The organism is Nocardiopsis sp. iso_40 (genome assembly GCF_056173285.1).
This window is the reverse complement of sequence record NZ_CM149666.1, coordinates 4,629,072-4,650,214: the sequence shown is the minus strand read 5'-3', so window position 1 is coordinate 4,650,214 and position 21,143 is coordinate 4,629,072. Positions and strand designations below refer to the sequence as shown.

The window sequence follows — 21,143 nt, the reverse complement described above, 5'->3', positions numbered from 1 at the left end:
CGGCCGTGCGTCGTAAACCTTGTTTCCAAGGTGTGCCACGTGCCACTGACGGAGCAACGGGGGCCTTGGACTGATCGGCCGGACCGCGCTGTGCTGCGTTGGCCACGCTCGTGTCAGGAGCACGTGGGTGTACGGGCCGCGTGGGTGGATTCTTGAGCAGGAGCCGTGCTCGACGGTCCGTGACTACGTGTGCGGACGGCGGTCCGAGATCTCGCTGGAGGCCGAAGCGGGGCTCCGGCGTCTGGAGAAAGACGTGCCCCGGGAGAAGCGGCCCGGCGAGGGCGCCGACGGACCGCCCCCCCCGGCCTGTTCGGCTCCGCCGACCCGGCGCGCCCGAGGTCACTGCGACTGCTGGGGAAGCACGTCGTCGCGCTCACCGTGGACCATTCCGGCGCCGAGGCGGTGGTGCTGGTGGCGGACACCTCCAACACCCGCACCACCGCCTCGCTGTATGGGGCCTTCGGGTCATCCGAGGCACTCGCGCCGGCCCAGCGGCTGGAGATCCACCACGCTCCCAAGCACGGTTCCTGGCCCGACACCGCGGAGTTCGGGCTCGCCGTGCTCGACCGGCGGTGTCCGGGCCCCAACAAGCACCGTCACCTGTACCCCAGGAGTCGGCTGCAACGATCTACCGGGCTCCGGGCTCCTCGGCGGCGACCCCGGCCGACTTCCCCCCGGACCCCTCGGCGGACTCCTCAGCGGCTCCGGTGGAGTCGACCACCGACAGCGGCAGCGACTTCGTGAAGCGGAGCTCGGCGAAGGCGCCGGCCGGGACCGCCGGCTCCCTGGGGAAGACCGGTCTGGTGCGCCGGTACTCCGCGCCCTGCTCCGGCCGGGTGTCCTCCTCGCCCTTGTTCGGCCACATCGACATCGCCCGCTCGGCCTGTGCGGTGATGGTCAGGGACGGGTTCACGCCCAGGTTCGCGGTGACCGCGGAACCGTCCACCACGTGTAGCCCGGGGTGCCCGTACAGCCGGTGGTAGGGGTCGATCACACCGCTCTCGGGGCTGTCGCCGATCGGGCAGCCGCCCAGGAAGTGCGCGGTCATCGGGATGTTGAAGATGTCGCCGACCGTGCCGCCCGGGTATCCGTCGATCCGTTCGGCGAGCCGGGTGGCCGCCTCCTGGCCCTCGGGGATCCAGGTGGGGTTGGGTTCCCCGTGGCCCTGGCGGGAGGTGAGCTTCTTCCCGCCGAACAGGCCGCGCCTGACGGAGGTGGTCAGGGAGTTGTCCAGGGACTGCATCACCAGGCCGATGATGATCCGCTCGGACCAGCGCCGGTTCGAGAGGCTGCGCATGAACACGTACGGGTGGCGCGCGGCCAGGCCGAGGAAGCGCAGCCAGCGCGGGATCCTCCCGCCGCCCGGTACCTGGATCGCGGTGAGCAGCCCCATCGCGTTGGAGCCCTTGCCGTAGCGGACCGGTTCGATGTGGGTGTTCTCGTTCGGGTGGATGGAGGAGGTGATGGCCACGCCGCGGGTGAGGTCCTCCGGCGGCGGTACCTGCTTGCTCATGGCGCCGACCAGGGCCTCGGAGTTGGTCCGGGTCAGGGTGCCCAGCTTCGCGGAGAGCCGGGGGAGCATTCCGCTGTCCCGCATCCGGTGCAGCAGGGTCTGGGTGTTGTAGGTCCCGGCGGCGACCACGACCTGGCGCGCGGTGAACGTGCGGGCGTTCTCCCGGCGCCGGGGCGCGTCGGTGCGCACGGTGTCGACCGCGAATCCGCCGCCCCGGGCCCCGGGGAGCTCGCGCAGCCGCTCGACCGTGGTCAGGGGGTGCACCTCGGCGCCGCCGCGCTCCGCGAAGTACAGGTAGTTCTCGGTGAGGGTGTTCTTGGCCCCGTGCCGGCAGCCGGTCATGCACTCGCCGCACTCCCTGCAGGCCCTGCGTTCGGGTCCCGCCCCGCCGAAGTAGGGGTCGCCGACGGACTCGCCGGGGGCGGCCTTGTTGCCCTCGCCGTCGTCGCCGTCACCGAAGCACACACCGACCGGGGTGAGTTTGAAGGTGTCACCGACGCCCATGTCCTCCGCGACGGCCTTCAGGTGGACGTCGGAAGGGGTGAGGGTGGGGTTGGTGCGCACGCCGAGCATGCGCCGGGCCTGGTCGTAGAAGGGCGCCAGCTCCGACTTCCAGTCGGTGATGTGCTGCCACTGCGGGTCCTGGAAGAACGCGTCCATCGGGTGGTAGAGCGTGTTCGCGTAGTTGAGCGAACCGCCTCCGACACCGGCTCCGGCCAGGATCATCACGTCGCGCAGGAGGTGGATGCGCTGGATGCCGTACATGCCGGCCTTCGGGGCCCAGAGGAAGTTCTTCAGGTCCCAGGAGGATGACGGCAGGGTCTCGGGGGTGAAACGTCGGCCCGCTTCCAGGACGCCGACGCGGTAACCCTTCTCAGTGAGGCGGAGGGCGCTCACGGAGCCGCCGAAACCGGAGCCGACCACGAGGACGTCGTAGTCGAAACCGTCTGCTGCTGGGGCTCCGTCGGCGGCGGGGGCTTCTGTGCGCTCAGGGGACATGGGTGGGGTCTCTCTCCAGGTCAGGAGCGGATGCCCGTAATGCGCCGGATACGAGTCCGCAACGATGAATGCGCCATCTAGAAATGTGACAATTCATATTGTAATGTTCGTCACTACCGCCGAGTAAGGTGTGTTCCATGTAACACGCGTGGCGTGCTTCGGCGCAAGTTTCGTTCCCCCTCGTCGCCCTTCCCGCGACGGAACACTGGAGGTACACATGCCCAAGGCCCACGATGAGGCCCCCGAGGTGCCTCAGGAAGCGCCTGAGCAGCACGAAGGCAGTGGCGGAACACGCTGGCGCAGGTTCGCCCTCGTCGCGGTCCCCGGTTTCGTGGCGGCCGCGGTTCTCGGCGGGATGACCACCCAGGGTCTTCTCGCGGCCTCCTTCGCGGTCTCCGGGGACAGCTTCAAGCTGTCCGCGGACTCGTTCTCCGGGAGCGGCTTCAGCCAGTACGGCGATGTCGCCAACTCGGTGGACGGCTCCTCCCGCGCGGTCGGCCTGTCCACGGTCAACTCCTCCGAGTTGGAGAACCTGTGCCTGTCCTCCCTGTGGGACCTGCCGATCGGTGAGGCCACCCTGGTGATCAACGCGGGTGCCGAAAGCCCGGTCGAGGGCAGCAACATGGTCATCGACATCGAACAGCTCCAGGGCAACGCCGAGTTCAGCGCCATCGAGATCGGCCGTGACGCCAGCACCCTGGACAAGGCGGAGAACGGGCAGGGGCCCGAGGGCGGTTTCGGCCTCCAGGCCGACTCCATCACCGTCTCCGACATGGAGATGACCTCGTGGGCGGTCAGCTCGGGTTCGCTCCGGATGACCGGGCTGAACCTGGCGGTCAAGCCCGGCAACCACGAGTGCTTCTGATCCCATGGCCCACCCACTGACCCTGCTCCGCTCGGGATGGGGACGGTTCCGTGACTGGCGACGGACCCGTCCGTTCTGGGGCGGCGTCCTCCTCATCGCGGCCGGAGTCGAGCTGCTGGTCGCACCGGCCGCGCAGAGCCTGATCCTGCCGATCGACCTGATCATCTACGCGGGCATCGCCGGGGTTTCCGGCGCCCTGATCGCCCTCCTGCTGATCACGCTCGGCGTGCTGGGCTGGCTCCAGCCCGCACAGCACGTGTTCTTCGGCCTGGTCGGACTCATGCTCGCGCTGGTCTCCTTCGTGACCTCCAACTTCGGTGGGTTCGTCATCGGGATGCTGCTCGGCATCGTCGGCGGAGCTCTCATGTTCGCGTGGGCCCCCCACGTCCGGCGGCGCCCCCGCAGGCGCCGCCGGGCGGGCGCACCGGCCCCCGATGACACCGGGGGCCGCGAGGAGGACCCCGCGGACCCCGGGCCGGAGGACGACGAACCCTCCGCCGGAGACGGCACCGAAACCCGCGCCGAAGCGTCCGAGGACGACGGCCCCGGGTCCCACCGGGCCTCGACCGTCACCGATCCGCGCGGGGGGCACCGGCCCCTGGCCGCGGTCGCCCTGCCGCTCGCCGCGGCCGTCACCCTCGCCTCGGCGCCTGCCCCCGCCGCGGGCTGGCCCTGGGACTGGTTCTTCCCCGACGACGGTGAGCAGTCCGAGGAACAGCCGTCCGGGGAACCCTCCGGGGAGCCTTCCGAGGAGCCCTCCGAGGAGCCCTCCGGGGAGCCTTCCGAGGAACCCGATGGGACCGCCCCCGACGGGGACGGCTCCGGGGGCCCGGACGGGGAGGAGACCGACGGCGAGGAGGAGGGCCCCGAGGACGAGGAGGCCGCCGAGGAGCCCGAGGAGGGCAACCCCGAGGAGTGCGAACTGCGGGTCGGAGACGCCGCCGTCGTCGAGGACGAGGAGGAGTTCCTCGACGCGGTCACTGCGTGCCAGGCCGCCGAGGAGGAGGACGATCTCCCGGAGGTCATGGTCGACTCCGACTACGACTGCTTCCGGGGGTCGGTCCGGGACTCCGGTCTCACCGCCGACAGCCTCACCATGTACGGAGCCTGGTACGGGGGCGTGGTCGAGTGCCCGACCGCCGACGGCCCCCGGCGCTACCTCCGGCTCACGATGAGCAGCGGTGACGTCAGCAACGGCGAACTGTGGTTCGACGACGCGGGCGCGCGCCGAAGCCTCGGCCTGCCCACCATGAACCTCACCGGTGACGTGGAGATGCACGTGACCCGAATGCACGTGCGGATCCTCGGTATCCCACTGACCTTCACCCCGGACTTCCCGCCGCCGCTCCTGCTCCCGATCATGTACGTCACCGATGTGGACGTGGCCAACCCGATGGCGTCCTCCGACACCATGACCATCCCCGACCTGGACGGCCAGTACGGCGGGGGCGCCTGACCACCTCGAACCTTCCCGCCGGACCCGCGGGGAGAGCACGCAGGCAGGGGACGGGGGCACCGTGAACGCGGTGCCCCCGTCCTGCCGTGTGCGGCCGGGCGGCTCAGGGCACCCGGTCCGGGCGCCCTGACCCGGTCACCACTCCTGCGAGATCAACTGGCTGGGCTGGCCCACGTGCGACACGTACAGCGCGTCCCGGGCCCGGGTGCAGGCCACGAACAGCAGTGTCCGTTCCTGCTGGTAGACGTGTTCCAACGCCACCTGGTCGCCTTCGGCCGCCTCGAGCGCGGCCCTGGGCGGGAGCAGGTGCTCGCTCACCCCGAGCAGGGCCACGCAACGGAACTCCTGGCCCTTCAGCTGGTGCATCGTCCCGACCCGGACCGCCGAGAGGGCTCCGGCCCCCTCCAACGGCGTGGTCGCCACCCCGCGGGCCTCCAGCTCCTTCGCGATGCCGCGCACCACCCAGTGGTTGCGCCCGGCCACCGCGATCTCGCTCGGGTTCACCCCGGCCTCCAACCACACCCGGACCCACTCGCCCAGCGCGTTGAGCTCCTCGGCCCGGCTGGCGCAGCCGCGCACCACCGGCGCCGGCCCGCGCAGCAGCGAGCGGTACCCGGCCAGGGTGTCGGCGTCGTCGTCCATCCCCAGGGCGGACCGGCGGCCCAGGACCGGCATGCTCCAGTCCAGGATCTCCTGGGTGACCCGGTAGCTGACCCGCAGCCGGTGGCCGCGGCCGCGCACGTTGATGCCGAGCGAGGCCAGGGAAACCCGGTTGTCGGACACCCGCTGGTGCGGGTCGCCCACGATGAACAGGTCGTCGGGGCCCTCCGGGACCGCGGCGCGCAGCATCCGCCACTGCGTCGGATGCAGGTCCTGGGCCTCGTCCACCACCACGTGCCGGTAGAGCGGCCCGGACCGGCCCAGCATGCGGGCGGCCTCACCGGCCAGCTGCGGGTAGGACCACAGGCCCTCCACCCGCATCGCACCCGCGTAGCGCCGAATCGTCTCCCAGACCTGGCGACGGTGCTCGGGCGCCAGGTGCTGGACGCGGCCGCTGCGCTCGCACCGGATGTAGTCGGGCAGCAGCTCCAGGCCCTTGGCCAGGATGACCTGCTCCCACTCGTCGACCAGGAAGCGCCCGGAGAAGGGCAGTCCGTCGGCGAGGGCGACCGCACGCCAGCGCTGGGCCAGTTCGTCCCTGCTCGCCATGCGGGGCGCCACACCGGTGTGCGACTGCACGACCGTGCGCGCGAGGCTGTCGATGGTGGACACCCGCACCCGGGAGCGCGTGCTGGGGTCGGGCAGCAGCTGGTCGAGCCGCTCCGCCAGGGACTGGGCCAGCCCGCGGTTGTAGGTGGTGAGCAGTACGGACTCGCGGGCGTCCTCGGGGTGGGCCGCCGCGTCCAGTTCGGCCAGGTGCGCGGCGCGGTGGAGTGCCATCACGGTCTTGCCGGTTCCGGGACCCCCGGTGACCTGGACCGATCCGTTGAAGTGGCCCTCGGTCACCTGGTGCTGGTCCGGGTGCAGGGTGATCTGCCACTGGGCGAAGGGGGCGTTGAGCGCGCCGGCGAGTTCGGGCGGGCCGACCGGGGCGGGGGCGGCGGCGTCCGCCCCGGCGGGGGCGTCTGGCAGGGTTTCCGGCCGCAGGCTCCGGGCGTAGCGGAGGGCCTCGGCACGCGGTCGTACGGTGAGCAGCCGGTAGGGCGGGTCGTCGGAGCCGGCCTCCTCGGCCTCATCGGGTCCGGGGGCGGCGTCGGGGTCGGGGACGACGACGCCGGACCAGTCACGGGCGATGGTGACGACCCGGACCCGGGGGTCGGCGGCGCCGGCGACGGACTCCAGCCCGGGACGGTCACCCGCCTGGTAGGCGCGCATCACGGCCAGGGTGTCGAGCTGGACGTCGGGGGTGAGGCGGGTGAAGTCGCTGAGAAACGTCGGTGCGATCGCGAGGGCGGACACGTTGTGGATTCCTCCGGTCTTCGACCTGGTGGCGGCTCTTCTGGACGGTCGGAGCGGACGTTCGGAGCGGGTGGTCCTCGTGTACGGGAAAGCCTGTTTTCGGGCTTCGCTCACACCTGAGACATGCTCGCCGTGGAATTTGGGCAAACGCCGCTCGGGGGACGATTCTCGGCAGCTCCCCGGATCGCTTGCGGTTCCGTGTCTGCGCAGTTCAAATGATGTTTTACGCAAGGGTGTTCGAGATCGTTCCGTGGCTTTTCCACGGGGCTGGGGAAGGCTTTCCGTGACCTGCGCTTCCTTGGGGTGCGGTGGTGGCCGAAAGGGCGGTTATATTGCTGACCGAAACTCGGACCCCGAGTGGGCGTGAGCCTGTTCCGACCGGGTGGGGAGGCGGATCGGCCCGGCAGGGGGCGGGGAGGCCGAAACCGAGGAAGGCTCCCCGGGGCGGGAAAGGAGGGCTCCCGGGTCGGGAAAGAGGCGGGAAACACGGGACTGCGGTGCCGCGATATCGCTGTCTGGCCGGTTGCGGACACGCTCTGTGCGGGAAGCGGCGCGGTGCGGGATCGTGGACACACCCGGGGGAAGCAGTACGCGTGGTTCAGGACTCTGCCGGGGTCCGTCCTACCCCGGCAGAGTCCTCAACCACCCTAGAGAAGCGGTACCCAGTCCCGGTACCGTCCAAAGCGGGGACTCCGGCCGACCTTTCCCGACATCCTGCCCCACGGCTGTGACAGAACCGTCCCCGGCCGCCGACCGCTCCGCCGGGTTCGCGGCTCCCTGCGCGCGCGAACCATGCTCTAACGTTGGACGCGACCAACCGGGTGGAAGGAGCGGGCCGAGCACGTGTCCCCCAACGACAAGAGCCGCATGCGTATCTCGGACGCCGAACGCGACCAGGTCGCCGAGATCCTGCGCGAGGCCGCGGGCGAGGGGCGTCTGGACCTCGACGAACTGGACGAACGCCTCAGCGCGGTCTACGCCGCCAAGACCTACGCCGACCTCGAACCCATCGTGTTCGACCTCCCCGCCGGGGCGGGCGGCATCAGCAGCCCCGAGATCGCCCGGCCAGCCGCGGGCGCCACGCTCCCGGCCTTCGGTGCGGGCCCCCTCGTGGGCGGACAGCCGCTGGTCCTCAAGGCCCAGGGCCACCCCGTCGTGCGCAAGGGGGAGTGGACCGTCCCCCACCGGGTCGAGGTCGACGCCCGCTTCAACAACACCAAACTCGACTTCCGCCAGGCCCAGCTCACCACCCCCGTCGTGGAGGTCTGGCTGGACACCTCCTGGGGCAGCGCGGACCTGATCCTGCCCGAGGGCGCCACCGCCGAGGTCGACGTCGACTCCTCCTGGTTCGGCAGCCTGCGCTCCGACATCGACTCCATCCGCCGCCCGAACGCGCCGCACTTCGTCATCACCGGCAAGAGCCAGGGCGGCACCCTCCGGGTGCGGCACAAGAAGCAGGGCGGGTGGGCCGACCTCTTCGGCTGACCCCGACGCCCCCGCACGGACGACCCGTGCCGAGCGGTTAAGCACCCCGGGACGACCGTGACGAACCGGACCGAGGGCTCCCCCCGTGCGCCATGATGGTGGGGCGCGGCAGGGGCCGCGCGGAGAGCGGGAGGTCACGGGTCAGTGGGTATGTGGATCGCGGCGATCGGCGCTGGGGTGTGCGCTCTCGGGCTCGGCCCCTTCGCCTGGACCTACCTCGCCAGCACGGGCCGGCGCGGCACCGTCGACACCGTCCCGCACCGGCCGGTCGCCGTGGTGCTCGGCGCCGCGGCCTGGTCCGACGGGCCCTCTCCCCTGCTCGCCCGCCGCCTGGACCTGGCCGTTCGGCTGGTGGCGGCCGGCAAGGTCAACCGGGTCCTGGTTTCCGGCGACAACCGCGAGGTCTCCCGCCGCGAGACCGACACCATGACCGACTACCTCGTGGAACAGGGCGTCCCCGCCGAGCTGGTGACGGCCGATCCGCACGGGTACCGCACCTGGGACACCTGCGTGCGGGTCCGGGAGCTCTACGGGGTCGATGCGGCGACCATGGTCACCCAGTCCTTCCACCTGCCCCGCACCGTCTCCCTGGCCCGGGCCGCCGGGATCGACGCCGTCGGGGTGGGCGACCCCAGCCTCGGCTCCCGCCGCAGGTCCACCCTCATCGGCTACGCACGGGAACTCGGAGCGGCCGCGAAGGCCCTGCGCGACGCCGTCCTGCGCCCCGAACCCGCGAACGGGGAGCTCACCGACAAGGACGCCTAGCGGCGCGGACGGGGCGGCTCGCAGGCGCGGACGGCACGGTCTGCGACGCCGCCCCCGCTCCGGTCAGTCGGTGTCGTAGACCGTCACCCCGACGCCGCGGGCCAGGAGCTCCCGCTCCACGAGGGGCTGGATGCGGTCCCACCTGCCGCCGGCCAGCCCGCAGCCGATCCGGGGCATGTGCACGGTGGCACCGAGTTCGAGCGCCCGGGGCGCCAGCGCGCGCAGGCAGGAGCCCACCGCTTCGTAGCGGATGGGCGGGCCGCCGCTGCCGCGGCGCGTGCCGTGCTGGGCGACCATGTTCGCCACCCAGGTGTCGGGTCTGACCCGGATCAGCCGCACGGCCCCGAGCGCGAAGTCGTTGCGGGCGCGCTCGCGGTGCCAGGCGCGGTAGTCGCGTTCGGGTTCGGGCCAGCGACGGGACAAGGCCAGGACGAATCCCCTGCCCCAGCCGCCCCGGTTGTTGCACACGTGGGCGATGATCTTGGGGCCCGGAGCCTGCGGACTCGTGGCGTCCCCGCGCACGATGCGCAGACCGGCCGGTGGCGGAAGACGAGGGGGAACGGGCATACGGGCACGATAACGGACGGCCCCGACACCCGTCCGCCCCGGAACGGGCCCGGCAGTCGGGGCGGAACACGGCGGAGGATTCCCCGGGGCCCGGTGAGAAGCACGACCCCGGAGCCGATTCGCTTAGAACCCCTGAGCCGGGATAATCGGGCGCATGAACGCGACCACGGGAAACGAAGCACACGACAACACGGAGAACGTGGACTGGGCCGCCCTGGCGCCCGAGGGCGGCGAGCGCGTCCCCGAGTTGCTCGAACAGGTCGCGACCAGCGACAGCGCCCTGTCCGACCTCCACGACATCATCCACTTCCCCGCCCCCGGACACCGGGCCGCCCCCAGGGCCGTGGACCGGCTGGTCGACATCGCGACCGACGAGGCCACCCAGCCCGTCGACCGCTGGCGTCCCCTCAGCCTCCTGCTGGAGCTGGTCAGCGCGCACGCCGAGGACCGCTTTCCCCAGCACCGGGACCTCGACCAGTGGCGTGACGAGGTGGCCTGGGCCACCTCCAACGACGCCGAGAAGGTGCGGGCGCAGTACCGCACCTGGATGGAGGAGGCGCCCGACGAGCAGCAGTACCACCGGATGCGCAACCGCCTCGCCGTGATGGAGGCCGACGACGGCGCCGAACTCCTGCGGGCCGAGCTGGACACCTACGAGGCCGTCCTCGCCCGGGTCCCCGACCTGGTCGCCCTCCTCCACGGCGGCGCCAACCGCGGCGGACTGGACCGAGCGGGGGAGTGGGTCAGCTACCTGCTGGGCTTCCTGCCCGCCGACGCCGAGCGCATCTCCGCCGAGATCACCGGCGCCTCCCAGGTGCTGCTCGCCAAGGACCTGCGCCCGGCGCCCAAGGCCCCCACCTCGATGCGCGAGGTGATGACCCAGGGGTTGGACAGCGGCGAGCCGCTGCCCGCCGAACTGTTCGCCCTCGGCCTGGTCGCCGACCCCTCCGACGTCGACACCACCGTCGGCCTGGTCCACCAGATGGCAGGCGGCAACCTCTACAACTCCTTCGCCGCCTCGGTGGCCCTGGTCCTCATCCACGGGGAGAACACCCCGCGCGAAGGGCTGCGCAGGATCGGCCGCGGCGGCGGCACCTCCATGGGCTACGAGGGTCTGTTCAACGAGTCGTGGCCGCACTGCGGCAACCGTTCGCCCCAGGTCCTGGGGTTCCTGGCGCTGGGCCGCGCCGGAGACCGCGCCCGCCGCCTGCGCCTGGACATCCTGCCCGGCCTGATCAAGGGCGAGGAGGAGTCGCGCGCCCTGGTCACCGGGGTCGGCCTGGAGATCGTCCTCGGCCCCCGCTCCAGGGGGTACACGGTCGAGGAGCACGCCCAGGCCGACTACGACGAGGAGACGCTGAAGGTCCTGTGGGCCATCGCGGAACTGCCCGCCTCGGCATGGCAGGACGAGGAGTTCACCGCGACCCTCAGCGCCTGGGCACTGCCGGACAACGCGGAGGAGTTCTGCGCCCTGGTCGGTGTGGAGCCCGAACCCGAGGCCGAGGAGGGGACCGCGGCCGCGGCACCGCAGCGGCAGCAGCCCCAGCAGCAGGCGCCCACCGGCCTCCTCGGCCGCCTGTTCGGCGGGGGCCGCTGACGGCGGACGGCCCCGCGCCGGGCAGGAACACGGCGGTCGGGGACGCCCCTAGGAGTCTCCGGAGCCCTCGGCCCCGGCCGCCTCCTCGGCGGCTCCGGCCAGGGCCTCGTCCACACCGCTCTCGTAGTCACCGAGGAACACGGGGTCGGGCCGGAACACGACCGTGCCCAGGGCCGCCACCGCCGCGGGCACCTCCCGGGCCCACCCGTAGACCGTGGCGGTCCTCCGCTCCCGCAGGCTGGAGTCGCCCACTCCGACGGTGTCGATCCCCGCGGCCCGACACAGCCGCACCGCACGCGGCAGGTGGAAGTCCTGGGTGAGCACCGTGGCCTCCTCCACCCCGAACACCTCCCTGGCCCGCACACACGAGTCCCAGGTGGAGAAGCCCGCGTAGTCGCCGACCACCCGGCCCTCGGGTACGCCCCGGCCGATCAGGTACTCGGCCATGGTGTCGGTCTCGTTGTAGTGCTCGACGCCGTTGTCGCCGGTCACCAGAACCGCCTGGACACTGCCCGCCTCGTACAGTTCCACCGCCAGTTCCAGGCGCTGGGCCAACAGGTGGCTGGGCAGACCGTCGGGACGCACACCCGCTCCCAGGACGATGGCCACGGGCCGGTCGGGCACCGAACCCGCGGTGTGGCGCTGGCCGTCGGTGGAGACCAGCACCCACACGAACGGCACGCACGCCAGCACCGTGAACGCCGCGGTCAGCAGGGCGAGCCGTCGGCGCCAGGCCGGGGGAGCGGCTACGGGCCCGGGCCCCTGGGCGGGAGCGGGCTCCCGGGCCCGGTCGGGAACGGCGGATCGGGGCTCTTCGGCGGCGGGGTTCTCGGAGGTCGTCACAAGGGGGGAGACGCCCCGGGAACTGATCGGGTTCCGGTCGGGCTCCGCCAGCCCGGGCGCGCGTGCGGTGGAGCGGGGGCGCGGTCCGCGTGGTGGGGGCGCACCGCCGGAGAACCCGGGTGTGCGCCGACACGAGGAACGTTAGGGTCGCCGCATGTCTGCACACCACCATGACGAACTCCCGCCGCGACTGCGGGCGATCGCCGACCTGACCCCCGGGGCCATGCGGGAGGGCGCGGGGATGCACGAGTACGACGGCAGGGCCGCCGACCTGTCCCCGCGGGGCGTTCGCGCCGGCCTGGAGACCCTGGGCGGCGCGCCCCTGGACGACCCGCACGACGAGGCACACCTGAGCGCCGCCGAGGCGGGGCTGCGCTTCGAACTGGGCGAGCTGGAGTGGCACCGGAGGAACCCGCTCCACCACATCGGTGAGATGGACGTCTCCTCCTACGAGCGCGAGTACGCGCCCAGGGCCGAGCGCGACGCCGCGCGGATCGCTCACCTGAAGCTCTGGCCGACCCTGGCCGACAACGCCGTCGCCGCGCTGGACCGGCTCTCCGCGCCCGTCGCGCGTTCCCTGCTCGGTGCTGTGCGCGGAGTCGCCGAGGGCCTCCCGGGCGACCTCCCCGACGACGTGCGCAGCGACGCCCTGACGGCCCACGCCAGGCTGGTCGCGCATGTGGCGGAGGCCGTCGAGAACGGCTCGGAGGACGCCAGCCTGGGCGCTGAGGCGCTCAGCCTCCTGATGGGGACCGGGGAGGCCGTGGAGGTCGACCTCACCGACCTCGCCGCGCGCGCCGACGCCGAGCGCGACCGGCTGCGGGCCAGGCTCGCCGAGGCCACCGGGCGCCTCGCCCCGGGGCGCGACCCGATGGAGTTCAGCCGCGAACTCACCCGCGGGCACCCCGACACCGAGGGGGTCCTCGACGCCGCCCGCCGGTGGACCGGGATCGCCGTCGACTTCACCGAGGAGCGCCGACTCGCGCCCTACGGCGACGGCGAGTGCAGGGTCGACGTGCCGCCGCCCGCCATGCGCTGGGCCACCGCGATGATGGCGTGGTCCGGTCCCTGGGAGCGGGACACCCCGTCGTTCTACTACATCACCCCGCCCGCCCCCGAGCTGTCGGAGGAGGAGGCCGCGGAGTGGCTGGAGCAGTTCAGCCACACCACCCTCCCCGCGGTGAGCGTCCACGAGGTCGCCCCAGGCCACTACTCCCACGGGCGTGCCCTGCGCCGGGCGCCGAGCCCGGTTCGGCGCGCCCTGCAGTCCATGACCTTCGCCGAGGGCTGGGCGCACTACGCCGAGGAGATGTGCCTGGAGGAGGGGTTCGGGGAGTACGCGGCCGCACGGGTCGGCGACCCCGGCTGGACCGCCGACCACTACGAGATCGGGGTGTGGATCGAGGCCCTCATCCGCGTCACCCGGCTGTCGGTGGCCATCGGCATGCACACCGGACGGATGAGGGTGGAGGAGGGCGCGGCGCGTTTCGCCGAGGACACCCCGCTCCAGGGCCCGGCGGCGGTGGCCGAGGCGCAGCGGGCCACCTTCGACCCCACCTACGGCCGCTACACCTGGGGGAAGCTGGAGATCCTGGCGCTGCGTGAACGCGCACGGCAGCAGTGGGGGAGCGGCTTCTCGCTGCCGCGCTTCCACCGCGCCCTGCTGGAGCTCGGTTCGCCGCCCCTGGGACTGATCGGTGCGGCCCTGGACGGCTGACCGGCCGCCGACCGGCTCCGGGGCCTCAGGACTCCGGGGCCGGTCGGCCGGGCAGCCCCAGTTCGGTCAGGGCCGCACGCACCCGGCCCCGGCCCTTCTCCAGAGCCCCCGCCGCGGTTGTGGCGTCCACCCCGGCCAACAGTGAAACCAACGCCGCCCTGGTGTCTCCCCCGGCCGCCGTCAGCGCCTCGGCGCACGCCTGCTCCTCCGAGCCGGTGGCCTCGACCAGGATGGTGACCACCCGGCCGCGGAGTTTGCCGTTGCTGGCGTCCACGCCCACCATCAGGTTCGAGTACGTCCGCCCCATGCGCACCATCACCGCGGTCGAGAACGCGTTCAGCAGCAGCTTCTGCGCGGTCCCCGCCTTCATCCGGGTCGAACCGGCGATCACCTCGGCCCCCGTGGACACACCCACGTGCACGTCGGCGACCGCGGCCAACGGGGCGTCGGGGTTCGCGCTGATCAGTACCGTGCCGGCCGACTTCTCCCGGGCAGCCTCCAGGGCGCCGCCCACGTAGGGGGTCCGTCCGCTCGCGGCCAGGCCGACCGCCAGCGAACCGGGGGCCACCCCCGCGGCGTCGATCCGCCCCGACTCCCAGTCGTCCTCGATCCCCTCCACGGCGCGGACCAGGGCTTCGCCGCCGCCGGCGTGGTGGGCCACCACCCACTCCGCGGGCACACCGTAGGTCGGGGGGAGCTCCGCGGCGTCCTGGGCCGCGATCCGCCCCGAGGTGCCGGCTCCGAAGTAGTGGATGGACGCCCCCCGTTCCAACGCGGCCACCCCCAGCTCCACGGCACGGGCCAGCTCCGGCAGCACCGCGCCCACGGCTGCCGCGACGGTGGCGTCCGCGGCGTTGATCTTCCGGAGGACGTCCAGGGCCGGGAGCAGGTCGATGTCGTAGGTGTCGGGGTTGCGGGCCTCGGTGGGCGCCCGCACGATCACGGCTTCGCCGCCCTCGGAGTCCCGGTCGCCCGGTCCCCGGTCCTGTGGGGTCTGTTCCCTGCCGCCGTGCACTGCGCTCTCCTGTCCGGTCCGCACCCGTGTTCGTCCTTCCGTTCGGCCGCACCGGGCCGCGCCCGGACGAGCGGACCACGGAACCGACGCGGGTGGCGGGTCAGTCGTCGTTTCCGGTGGTGCCGTCGTTGCCGTCGGTACGGGCTGCCGGGTTCCCGCCGCCGTCCCGGGCCGCGGGGGCCTCGCTCCGCCGACGTCTGCGGTCGTCGCTGAGCCGCAGCCCGCGCACCGCCTCGTAGGTGGTCTCCAGAGCTGTCCGGCTGTCCGTGTAGCGGATCTGCGCCAACCCCACGAAGAGGCAGTCCACCACCGTCAGCTGGGCCAGACGGGAGGCCGTGGCCCCCGAGCGGAACAGGGTCTCCCGGGCCGCGGTGGTGAGCACGTGGTCGGCGAACCCGATCGGGGACCGGGGGAAGTTGGTGATCGCCACCGTCCGTGCGCCCCGGCGGCCCGCCTCGGTCAGCGCCTGGACGGTGTCGATGGTGGTTCCGCTGTGCGAGATACCGATCGCGACGTCGCCCTCCCCCAACAGGGCCGCGCTCGTCAGCATCACGTGCGCGTCCGACCAGGCGAACGACGTCAGGCCGATCCGGTGCAGCTTCTGCTGGAGGTCGGCGCCCACGAACGCGCTCGCCCCCACCCCGTACACGTCGATCCGCCGCGCGTTCGACATGGCGTCGATGGCCGCACGCAGGACCTCCACGTCCATGGCGGCGCCGGTCTCCTCCACGGCGCGCGCGTCGGTGTAGGCGATCTTCTGGACGACGGTCACCAGGGTGTCGTCGGGGTTGATGTCGCTGGCCAGCTCGGGGGTGTCGGTACGGGCGCCCCGGGCCTGTCCGGCTTCGGTGGCCAGTGCCAGCCGCAGTTCCCGGTAGCCGCTGAAGTCGATGGTGCGGCAGAACCGGATCACCGTGGCCTCGGAGGTCGCGCAGTCCTTGGCCAGCTGGGTGATCGAGGAGGCCGCGGCCCGTTCGGGGTCGTCGATGACCCGTTGCGCCACCCGTCGCTCGGCGGGGGCCAGGGAGGGAAGCAACGACCGGATCCGGAGGACCGTCGTGGGGACCTGTGACCGGGAGGCATCACCCCGGCTCGGACGGTCGCCGGAAGGCTTCGGAGTTTGCGCCATGGAGGAAAGTTTCTTTCGGTCGTGGTTCAGAGTCAACGCACTGACGGGAAAAACCGGGAGAATCCAGGATTTCAAGGGACGGTCCGCACGGCAAGTGTCCCGGCCCGCTGGCGTGCTCCCAGCTCAGAAAGTCTCCGGGCAGGTGGGCGGAGCGTACCCGCGCGGCGCGCCCGGACCGGTCCGGGCGGTGGCGGCGGCAGGGGCGGGCACGGCCGCGGGGAAGTACCGACCGGGCTCCGCCCCCGGGCCGAGTCTTCGGGGCCGGTCTTACGGCCGGCTTTCATCCTGGGGAGTTCCGCCTGCCCATGGGGTCGGCGGTGAGGACGGCGGCGAGGGATTTTCGGAAAGTCCGGGTCCCGTTCGCCCCAACGGAGGGTTCGGAGATCCACCGGATCTGCTTCGGGGGGTGCTCAGTGGTCGGATGAGTCGCTAGTGTCAGGGCCATGACGCAGAACAACGATCCCAACATGGACCCGGCGGGTACCACGCAGCACTTCCGCCGTTTCGTCGACGAAAACCCCGAGCCCGAGGAGGCCCCGCGCCGCCCGATCCTGCCGATGGCACTGGCGGGCGTCGGTGTCGTTCTGGCCATCGCCATTATCGCCGCCCTGGTCATCGCCTTCCTCTAGGTGCCCGAGTCCTCGCGTGACGTGCGGGTTCAGGCGAGAGCCGCGGTGTGACGGGTCCGACCCCGGCCGACCCCGAAACCTGTTCGCGGCCACCCTTCGGTCCTGCTAGAGTTAACTCCGTTGCCGCGAAGGACCGCAGGGTCCGGGCGGAGGCGGGCGTCATTAGCTCAGTTGGTCAGAGCAGCTGACTCTTAATCAGCGGGTCCGGGGTTCGAGTCCCTGATGACGCACAGAACACGACCCCGGTCGGAGGACACCACGTCCCCGGCCGGGGTCTTTCGTGTGTGCGGCGGTCCCGCTCCGGGGTGCGTAGGTGCTCCGGAGCGGCAGTCCGCCGGTCCGGCCCTCCGGGCCCACCCGGCCGCCCCGTGTCCTGGCACACACCGTGCCCGTGATGGCTCCCGGCACTCCGAAGTTCCGGTAGAGTTAACTCCGTTGCCGCCGAGGACCGCAGGGTCCGGGCGGAGACGGGCGCCATTAGCTCAGTTGGTCAGAGCAGCTGACTCTTAATCAGCGGGTCCGGGGTTCGAGTCCCTGATGGCGCACAGTACGAGACCCCGGTCGGAGGACACCACGTCCACCGGCCGGGGTTTTTCGCGTCCCACCACCCCGCCCTCCGGCCGGACGTCCCCGGCGGCGCCGGTGCTCGGTCCGCTCGCCCCCGACGCGGCAGCGCGCGCCGGGGAATGTCGTGGCGGCGCGGGATGATCTCGGGTGACCCCCGCTTTCCACTGCCGGAAAATCACGGAACCGGTTCGCCCGGACCTTTTCCCGCTGCTTTCCCGGTCAGTCCCGGAGGTCGTGAACCCGTTCGGGGTCCGGTCCTGTAACGATGGCGTTTCCCAGGTCAGGCACGTTGTTATGACTTCGTTCAATCACAATGTGTATTCACTCGTGAGTTATTAGTGATGGTTCAAAACCAGATTGACATCGCCCATCTTCTGGTGAAATCTTTTCACGTCCGCCGATCCTCTCGGCGAGATTCCCTTCATGAAGAAAATCCGGAGCACCCTCATGCCCACATCCCCCGCTGTCCGCGCCGCCTCCCGTACGGCCCTCGCCGTCGGCGCGGTCGTCAGCCTCTCCGCCTGTGCCCCGATCAACGCACTCCTCGGGTCCGGCAACATCCATGAACTCGTGGTCGGAGACTGCTTCACCGAGAGCGAGATGGACGCCGCCTTCTCCGAGGGCGAGGTCAGCAACGTTCCCGTGGTCGACTGCTCGGAGCCGCACGACTCCGAGGTCTTCCACACCGTGGACATGCCCGACGGCGACTTCCCGAGCAACGAGGAGATGGAGGAGGCCATGGACGAGGCCTGCTACCGCGAGACCTTCACGGACTACGTCGGTGTCGGCTTCGAGGAGTCCGAGCTCGAGGCGTGGGCTCTCACGCCCACTCAGCAGGGGTGGTCGGAGTTCGACGACCGCGAGATCCTCTGCTACCTCCACGCTCCCGGAGAGACCCTCAGCGAAAGCCTGGCGGGCTCCAACCGCTGACCCGGTCGGCGGCAGCGGGTCCGTGGCCGACGGCCCGGCCCGCCCCCCGTCCGCGAACCGGACCCCCTGCCGTAGCCGGTTCGCGGACGGGACGAAACCTTCTCCCTCCCGGGCGCATCTGGACAGGTGACGCCGATCCCCTCTTCCTCGTCGGTGTGCGACCAACGATCCAGTGGAGCAGTCATGTTGTCCGAAGCGCGCCACCCCCTGCCCGGCCGTATCGCCCTGGCGGCCGCGGCCACCGGTGCCGCCCTGTCCCTCTCGGCGTGCGGTCTGCCCCTGCTGCCGCCGGCCTTCAGCAACGACGGCGTCGAACCCTCCCCGGTGGCGGAGCCGGAGCCGACGGAGACCGGGGAACCCACCCAGGCGCCGGAGCCCGAGCCGACCGAGACACCGGAGCCGACCGTCGATCCCGAGGACCAGGACGTCAACGTGCTGGTCGTGGGGGACTGCCTGAACGAGATGGAGGTCGGCTACGACGACTCCGTCAGCACCGTGCCGATCATCGACTGCTCGGAGCCGCACGACCTCGAGGTCTACCACGGGGGTTCGTTGGACAGCGGGCTCGACTACCCGGGCGAGGACGAGGTCGTCGCACTGGTCAACGAGGGCTGCCACGAGGCCTTCACGGCCTTCGTCGGGATTCCCGTCGAGGAGTCGGCGCTGAACCTCCAGACGCTCTTCCCGATGGAGGAGGGCTGGGCGGCGGGCGACCGCGAGTACCTCTGCCTCGTCGGTCAGTTCGGCGAGCGGACCACCGGCTCCCTGGAGGGCTCCAGCCTCTAGGACCCGTAACCTCCGGCAACCCGCGGAACGTGAGCGGCCCGCGCCATCCGATGGCGCGGGCCGTCGTCGTGCCTTGGCGGCGTGTACCGCCTCCGGTGGCGGGACCGGCAAAGGGCGCCTGGCCGGATGCGGTCACGAATCGCTTGGCCGTATGGGGTGTTTGTCATTTTTTATTCTTTTCGTGATGCCGATCGGGTCGCGTAGAAGACGCCGTTTGGTCACGGGGGTGGTGTGCGCCACAGGGGTGGGGCTACCGTGATGTTTTATTAGGAAAGTTTCCTAATAAAAAAAGATGGTCCCCACAGCACCGCCGCCCCCCCTGCTCGAAGGAGCTCCGTGGCCACCGAAACCGCGGCCGCCCCGCCACCGGACACCGGTGAAACCGGGCCCGCAGCCCCCCGGAAGCCGAGAACCGTCCTGGACCGGCTCTGGCGCAACTACGTCTTCGTGAAGGTCCGCAAGGCCCTCGTCGTGGTCTTCGTGGTCGCCAACGCCACGTTCTTCCTGGGCCGCGCGATGCCGGGCGACCCCATCGACGTGATGGCGGGGCGCCTCACCCAGGGCGGCATGTCGATGGACGAGGCCCGGGCCATCGCGATGAACTCGTTGGCCTACGACCCCGACGCCTCCCTCCTCCGGCAGTGGTGGGAGTTCATCCGCGGGCTCCTCACCCTCGACCTCGGCGACACCATCAACCGCCCCGGTTACAGCGTCACCGACGCCATCGGCGCCTACCTCCCCTGGACCCTCTTCAGCATCGGTGTCGGGACCCTCGCCGCCATCGCCCTGGGCCTCGCCCTCGGCATGGTCATGGCCTACCGCCGCAACAGGCTGCTCGACCACGTCCTCAGCGTCCTCGCCTCGGTCCTGGGCGCCGTCCCGAACTACCTCATCGCGATGGTGCTCGTCGTCGTCGGCGGCATGTACCTGGGCTGGTTCAACCCGATCGAGCTCCGAGGCACCCTCAGCCCCGGCGTCCAACCCGGCTTCACCGCCGAGTTCGTCGGCGACGCGTTCTTCCACGCGGCCCTGCCGATCCTCACCTACGTGCTCGCCATCATCGGCACCTGGATGCTCATCATGAAGGCCTCCACCACCGAGGTGCTCAGCGAGGACTACGTGACCGTCGCCCGGGCCCGCGGACTCCGGGACGGCCGCATCGCCACCGCCTACGTCGGCCGCAACGCCGTCCTGCCGCTGGTCGCCCAGATCGCGATCTCCTTCGGAACCCTCGTCGGCGGCGCGATCTTCGTCGAACAGGTCCTGGTCTACAAGGGGGTCGGCGGTCTGCTGCTAGACGCGGTCAACTACCGCGACTACCCCCTCCTGCAGGGGCTGCTCATCATCATCACCTCGTGCGTGGTGGTCGCCAACCTCGCCGCGGACCTGCTCTACAGCAGGCTCGACCCGCGCATCCGGAAGTAGGGGGACGCACGCATGGCCGTCACCGCAGCAAGCGCGCCCGCCGCGGGCGTCTGGGGCTCCATCTGGCAGGGGATCACCCGCAGCACGAGCGGGTTCGTCGGACTCTGCCTGGTCCTCGGCGTCCTGCTGTTCTCCTTCGTGGGCCCCCTGTTCGTCGACCCCCACAACCCCACGGACGTCACCAGGATCTGGGGCCCGATGAGCTCCGAGCACTGGCTCGGAACCAACCACGAGGGCAAGGACACCCTCACCCAGCTCGTCCTGGGCGGCCGCGAACCCATCTGGGTCGGCGTCACGGCCGCCCTCATCACCGTCGCCATCGCCGTAGTCCTCGGCGCGGTCGCCGGTTACGTCCGGGGCCGGGTCGACCACTTCCTGCTCCAACTGACCGACATCACGATGACCATCCCCTTCATCGTCCTGATGCTGGTCATCGCCTCCCTCTACCGCACCTCCTCCCCGCTGGTCGTCTCCTTCATCATCGGCCTGGTCACCTGGCCCTACCTGATGCGGTCGATCCGGGCGCAGGTGCTCACCCTGAAGGAACGCGAGTTCATCGAGGCCGCGCGTCTCCAGGACCTGGGCACCGCGCGCATCCTCTTCGTCGAGGTGCTGCCCAACATGGCGGGCTACATCTTCATCAACTTCATCATCGCCATCACCAACGCCATCTACGCGGTCGTCGGCATGTACCTGCTCGGCCTCCTGCCCAGCACCGCCGACAACTGGGGGCTGATGATCCAGCAGGCCTGGGACAACAACGCCTTCCTCCTACCGCAGGCCGCCCCCTTCCTCGTCGCCCCGATGGTGATGATCATGCTCTTCCAGATCGGGCTGGTCACCATGACCCGCTCCCTGGAACAGGCCCTCAACCCACGACTCCGGGACAGGTGAGC

The 21,143-nt window shown here is 71.3% G+C and carries 17 protein-coding genes and 2 tRNA genes; 13 read left to right on the top strand and 6 right to left on the bottom strand.

Features of this window, described 5'->3' with window-relative positions; all coding sequences use genetic code 11:
* Positions 1–628: 628 nt before the first annotated feature.
* The gene (locus AC0VYD_RS20095) at positions 629–2,512 is read right to left on the bottom strand and encodes a GMC oxidoreductase (RefSeq protein WP_475477008.1); all 1,884 of its coding nucleotides are present in this window, start codon (positions 2,510–2,512) and stop codon (positions 629–631) included.
* A 217-nt stretch (positions 2,513–2,729) separates the two neighbouring features.
* On the opposite strand from AC0VYD_RS20095, the gene AC0VYD_RS20090 reads away from it, so the two are divergent.
* Positions 2,730–3,377 carry a DUF6230 family protein gene (locus AC0VYD_RS20090; RefSeq protein WP_191274893.1) on the top strand — a complete coding sequence of 216 codons (648 nt, stop codon included), beginning with the start codon at positions 2,730–2,732 and terminating at the stop codon, positions 3,375–3,377.
* Between the two features lie 4 nt (positions 3,378–3,381).
* Positions 3,382–4,833, top strand: a complete 1,452-nt coding sequence (locus tag AC0VYD_RS20085) for a DUF6114 domain-containing protein (RefSeq protein WP_475477007.1) — start codon at positions 3,382–3,384, stop codon at positions 4,831–4,833.
* A gap of 135 nt (positions 4,834–4,968) precedes the next feature.
* On the opposite strand, the gene AC0VYD_RS20080 is transcribed toward AC0VYD_RS20085, so the two are convergent.
* A complete protein-coding gene (locus AC0VYD_RS20080) occupies positions 4,969–6,792 on the bottom strand; it encodes a UvrD-helicase domain-containing protein (protein WP_475477006.1) in 1,824 nt (607 codons plus the stop codon).
* An 843-nt stretch (positions 6,793–7,635) separates the two neighbouring features.
* On the opposite strand from AC0VYD_RS20080, the gene AC0VYD_RS20075 reads away from it, so the two are divergent.
* Together AC0VYD_RS20075 and AC0VYD_RS20070 are read left to right on the top strand one after the other, a co-directional pair.
* Entirely contained in the window at positions 7,636–8,277 is a 642-nt protein-coding gene (locus AC0VYD_RS20075; RefSeq protein ID WP_475477005.1) for a DUF1707 SHOCT-like domain-containing protein, read from the top strand.
* 144 nt (positions 8,278–8,421) lie between these two features.
* The gene (locus tag AC0VYD_RS20070; RefSeq protein ID WP_475477004.1) at positions 8,422–9,042 is read left to right on the top strand and encodes a SanA/YdcF family protein; all 621 of its coding nucleotides are present in this window, start codon (positions 8,422–8,424) and stop codon (positions 9,040–9,042) included.
* Between the two features lie 63 nt (positions 9,043–9,105).
* On the opposite strand, the gene AC0VYD_RS20065 is transcribed toward AC0VYD_RS20070, so the two are convergent.
* On the bottom strand, positions 9,106–9,609 hold the full coding sequence (locus AC0VYD_RS20065) for a macro domain-containing protein (protein ID WP_475477003.1): 504 nt from the start codon (positions 9,607–9,609) through the stop codon (positions 9,106–9,108).
* A 154-nt stretch (positions 9,610–9,763) separates the two neighbouring features.
* Between AC0VYD_RS20065 and AC0VYD_RS20060 the strand changes: the two genes are divergently transcribed.
* Positions 9,764–11,206 carry a hypothetical protein gene (locus tag AC0VYD_RS20060; RefSeq protein WP_475477002.1) on the top strand — a complete coding sequence of 481 codons (1,443 nt, stop codon included), beginning with the start codon at positions 9,764–9,766 and terminating at the stop codon, positions 11,204–11,206.
* Between the two features lie 48 nt (positions 11,207–11,254).
* Here AC0VYD_RS20060 and AC0VYD_RS20055 read toward each other — a convergent pair whose 3' ends face one another.
* Entirely contained in the window at positions 11,255–12,049 is a 795-nt protein-coding gene (locus tag AC0VYD_RS20055) for a SanA/YdcF family protein (protein WP_475477001.1), read from the bottom strand.
* 154 nt (positions 12,050–12,203) lie between these two features.
* Here AC0VYD_RS20055 and AC0VYD_RS20050 point away from each other — a divergent pair, with 154 nt between their 5' ends.
* The gene (locus AC0VYD_RS20050) at positions 12,204–13,766 is read left to right on the top strand and encodes a DUF885 family protein (protein WP_475477000.1); all 1,563 of its coding nucleotides are present in this window, start codon (positions 12,204–12,206) and stop codon (positions 13,764–13,766) included.
* Positions 13,767–13,791: 25 nt separating this feature from the next.
* On the opposite strand, the gene AC0VYD_RS20045 is transcribed toward AC0VYD_RS20050, so the two are convergent.
* Together AC0VYD_RS20045 and AC0VYD_RS20040 are read right to left on the bottom strand one after the other, a co-directional pair.
* Complete coding sequence (locus AC0VYD_RS20045) at positions 13,792–14,805, bottom strand: N-acetylmuramic acid 6-phosphate etherase (RefSeq protein WP_475476999.1); 1,014 nt, start codon at positions 14,803–14,805, stop codon at positions 13,792–13,794.
* Positions 14,806–14,881: 76 nt separating this feature from the next.
* Complete coding sequence (locus AC0VYD_RS20040) at positions 14,882–15,910, bottom strand: MurR/RpiR family transcriptional regulator (protein WP_475476998.1); 1,029 nt, start codon at positions 15,908–15,910, stop codon at positions 14,882–14,884.
* A gap of 443 nt (positions 15,911–16,353) precedes the next feature.
* Here AC0VYD_RS20040 and AC0VYD_RS20035 point away from each other — a divergent pair, with 443 nt between their 5' ends.
* The 7 genes from AC0VYD_RS20035 to AC0VYD_RS20005 all read left to right on the top strand — a co-directional run bounded on the left by AC0VYD_RS20035 (position 16,354) and on the right by AC0VYD_RS20005 (position 21,141).
* Positions 16,354–16,539: a hypothetical protein gene (locus AC0VYD_RS20035; protein WP_475476997.1), complete on the top strand. Its 186-nt coding sequence runs from the start codon at positions 16,354–16,356 to the stop codon at positions 16,537–16,539.
* Between the two features lie 156 nt (positions 16,540–16,695).
* Positions 16,696–16,769, top strand: a tRNA-Lys gene (locus AC0VYD_RS20030).
* A gap of 241 nt (positions 16,770–17,010) precedes the next feature.
* Positions 17,011–17,084: transfer RNA gene (locus AC0VYD_RS20025), tRNA-Lys, on the top strand.
* A 469-nt stretch (positions 17,085–17,553) separates the two neighbouring features.
* Positions 17,554–18,036, top strand: a complete 483-nt coding sequence (locus tag AC0VYD_RS20020; RefSeq protein ID WP_475476996.1) for a septum formation family protein — start codon at positions 17,554–17,556, stop codon at positions 18,034–18,036.
* A gap of 183 nt (positions 18,037–18,219) precedes the next feature.
* A complete protein-coding gene (locus AC0VYD_RS20015) occupies positions 18,220–18,822 on the top strand; it encodes a septum formation family protein (protein ID WP_475476995.1) in 603 nt (200 codons plus the stop codon).
* Between the two features lie 336 nt (positions 18,823–19,158).
* Entirely contained in the window at positions 19,159–20,247 is a 1,089-nt protein-coding gene (locus AC0VYD_RS20010; RefSeq protein ID WP_475476994.1) for an ABC transporter permease, read from the top strand.
* 12 nt (positions 20,248–20,259) lie between these two features.
* The gene (locus AC0VYD_RS20005; protein ID WP_475476993.1) at positions 20,260–21,141 is read left to right on the top strand and encodes an ABC transporter permease; all 882 of its coding nucleotides are present in this window, start codon (positions 20,260–20,262) and stop codon (positions 21,139–21,141) included.
* Positions 21,142–21,143 lie beyond the last annotated feature (2 nt).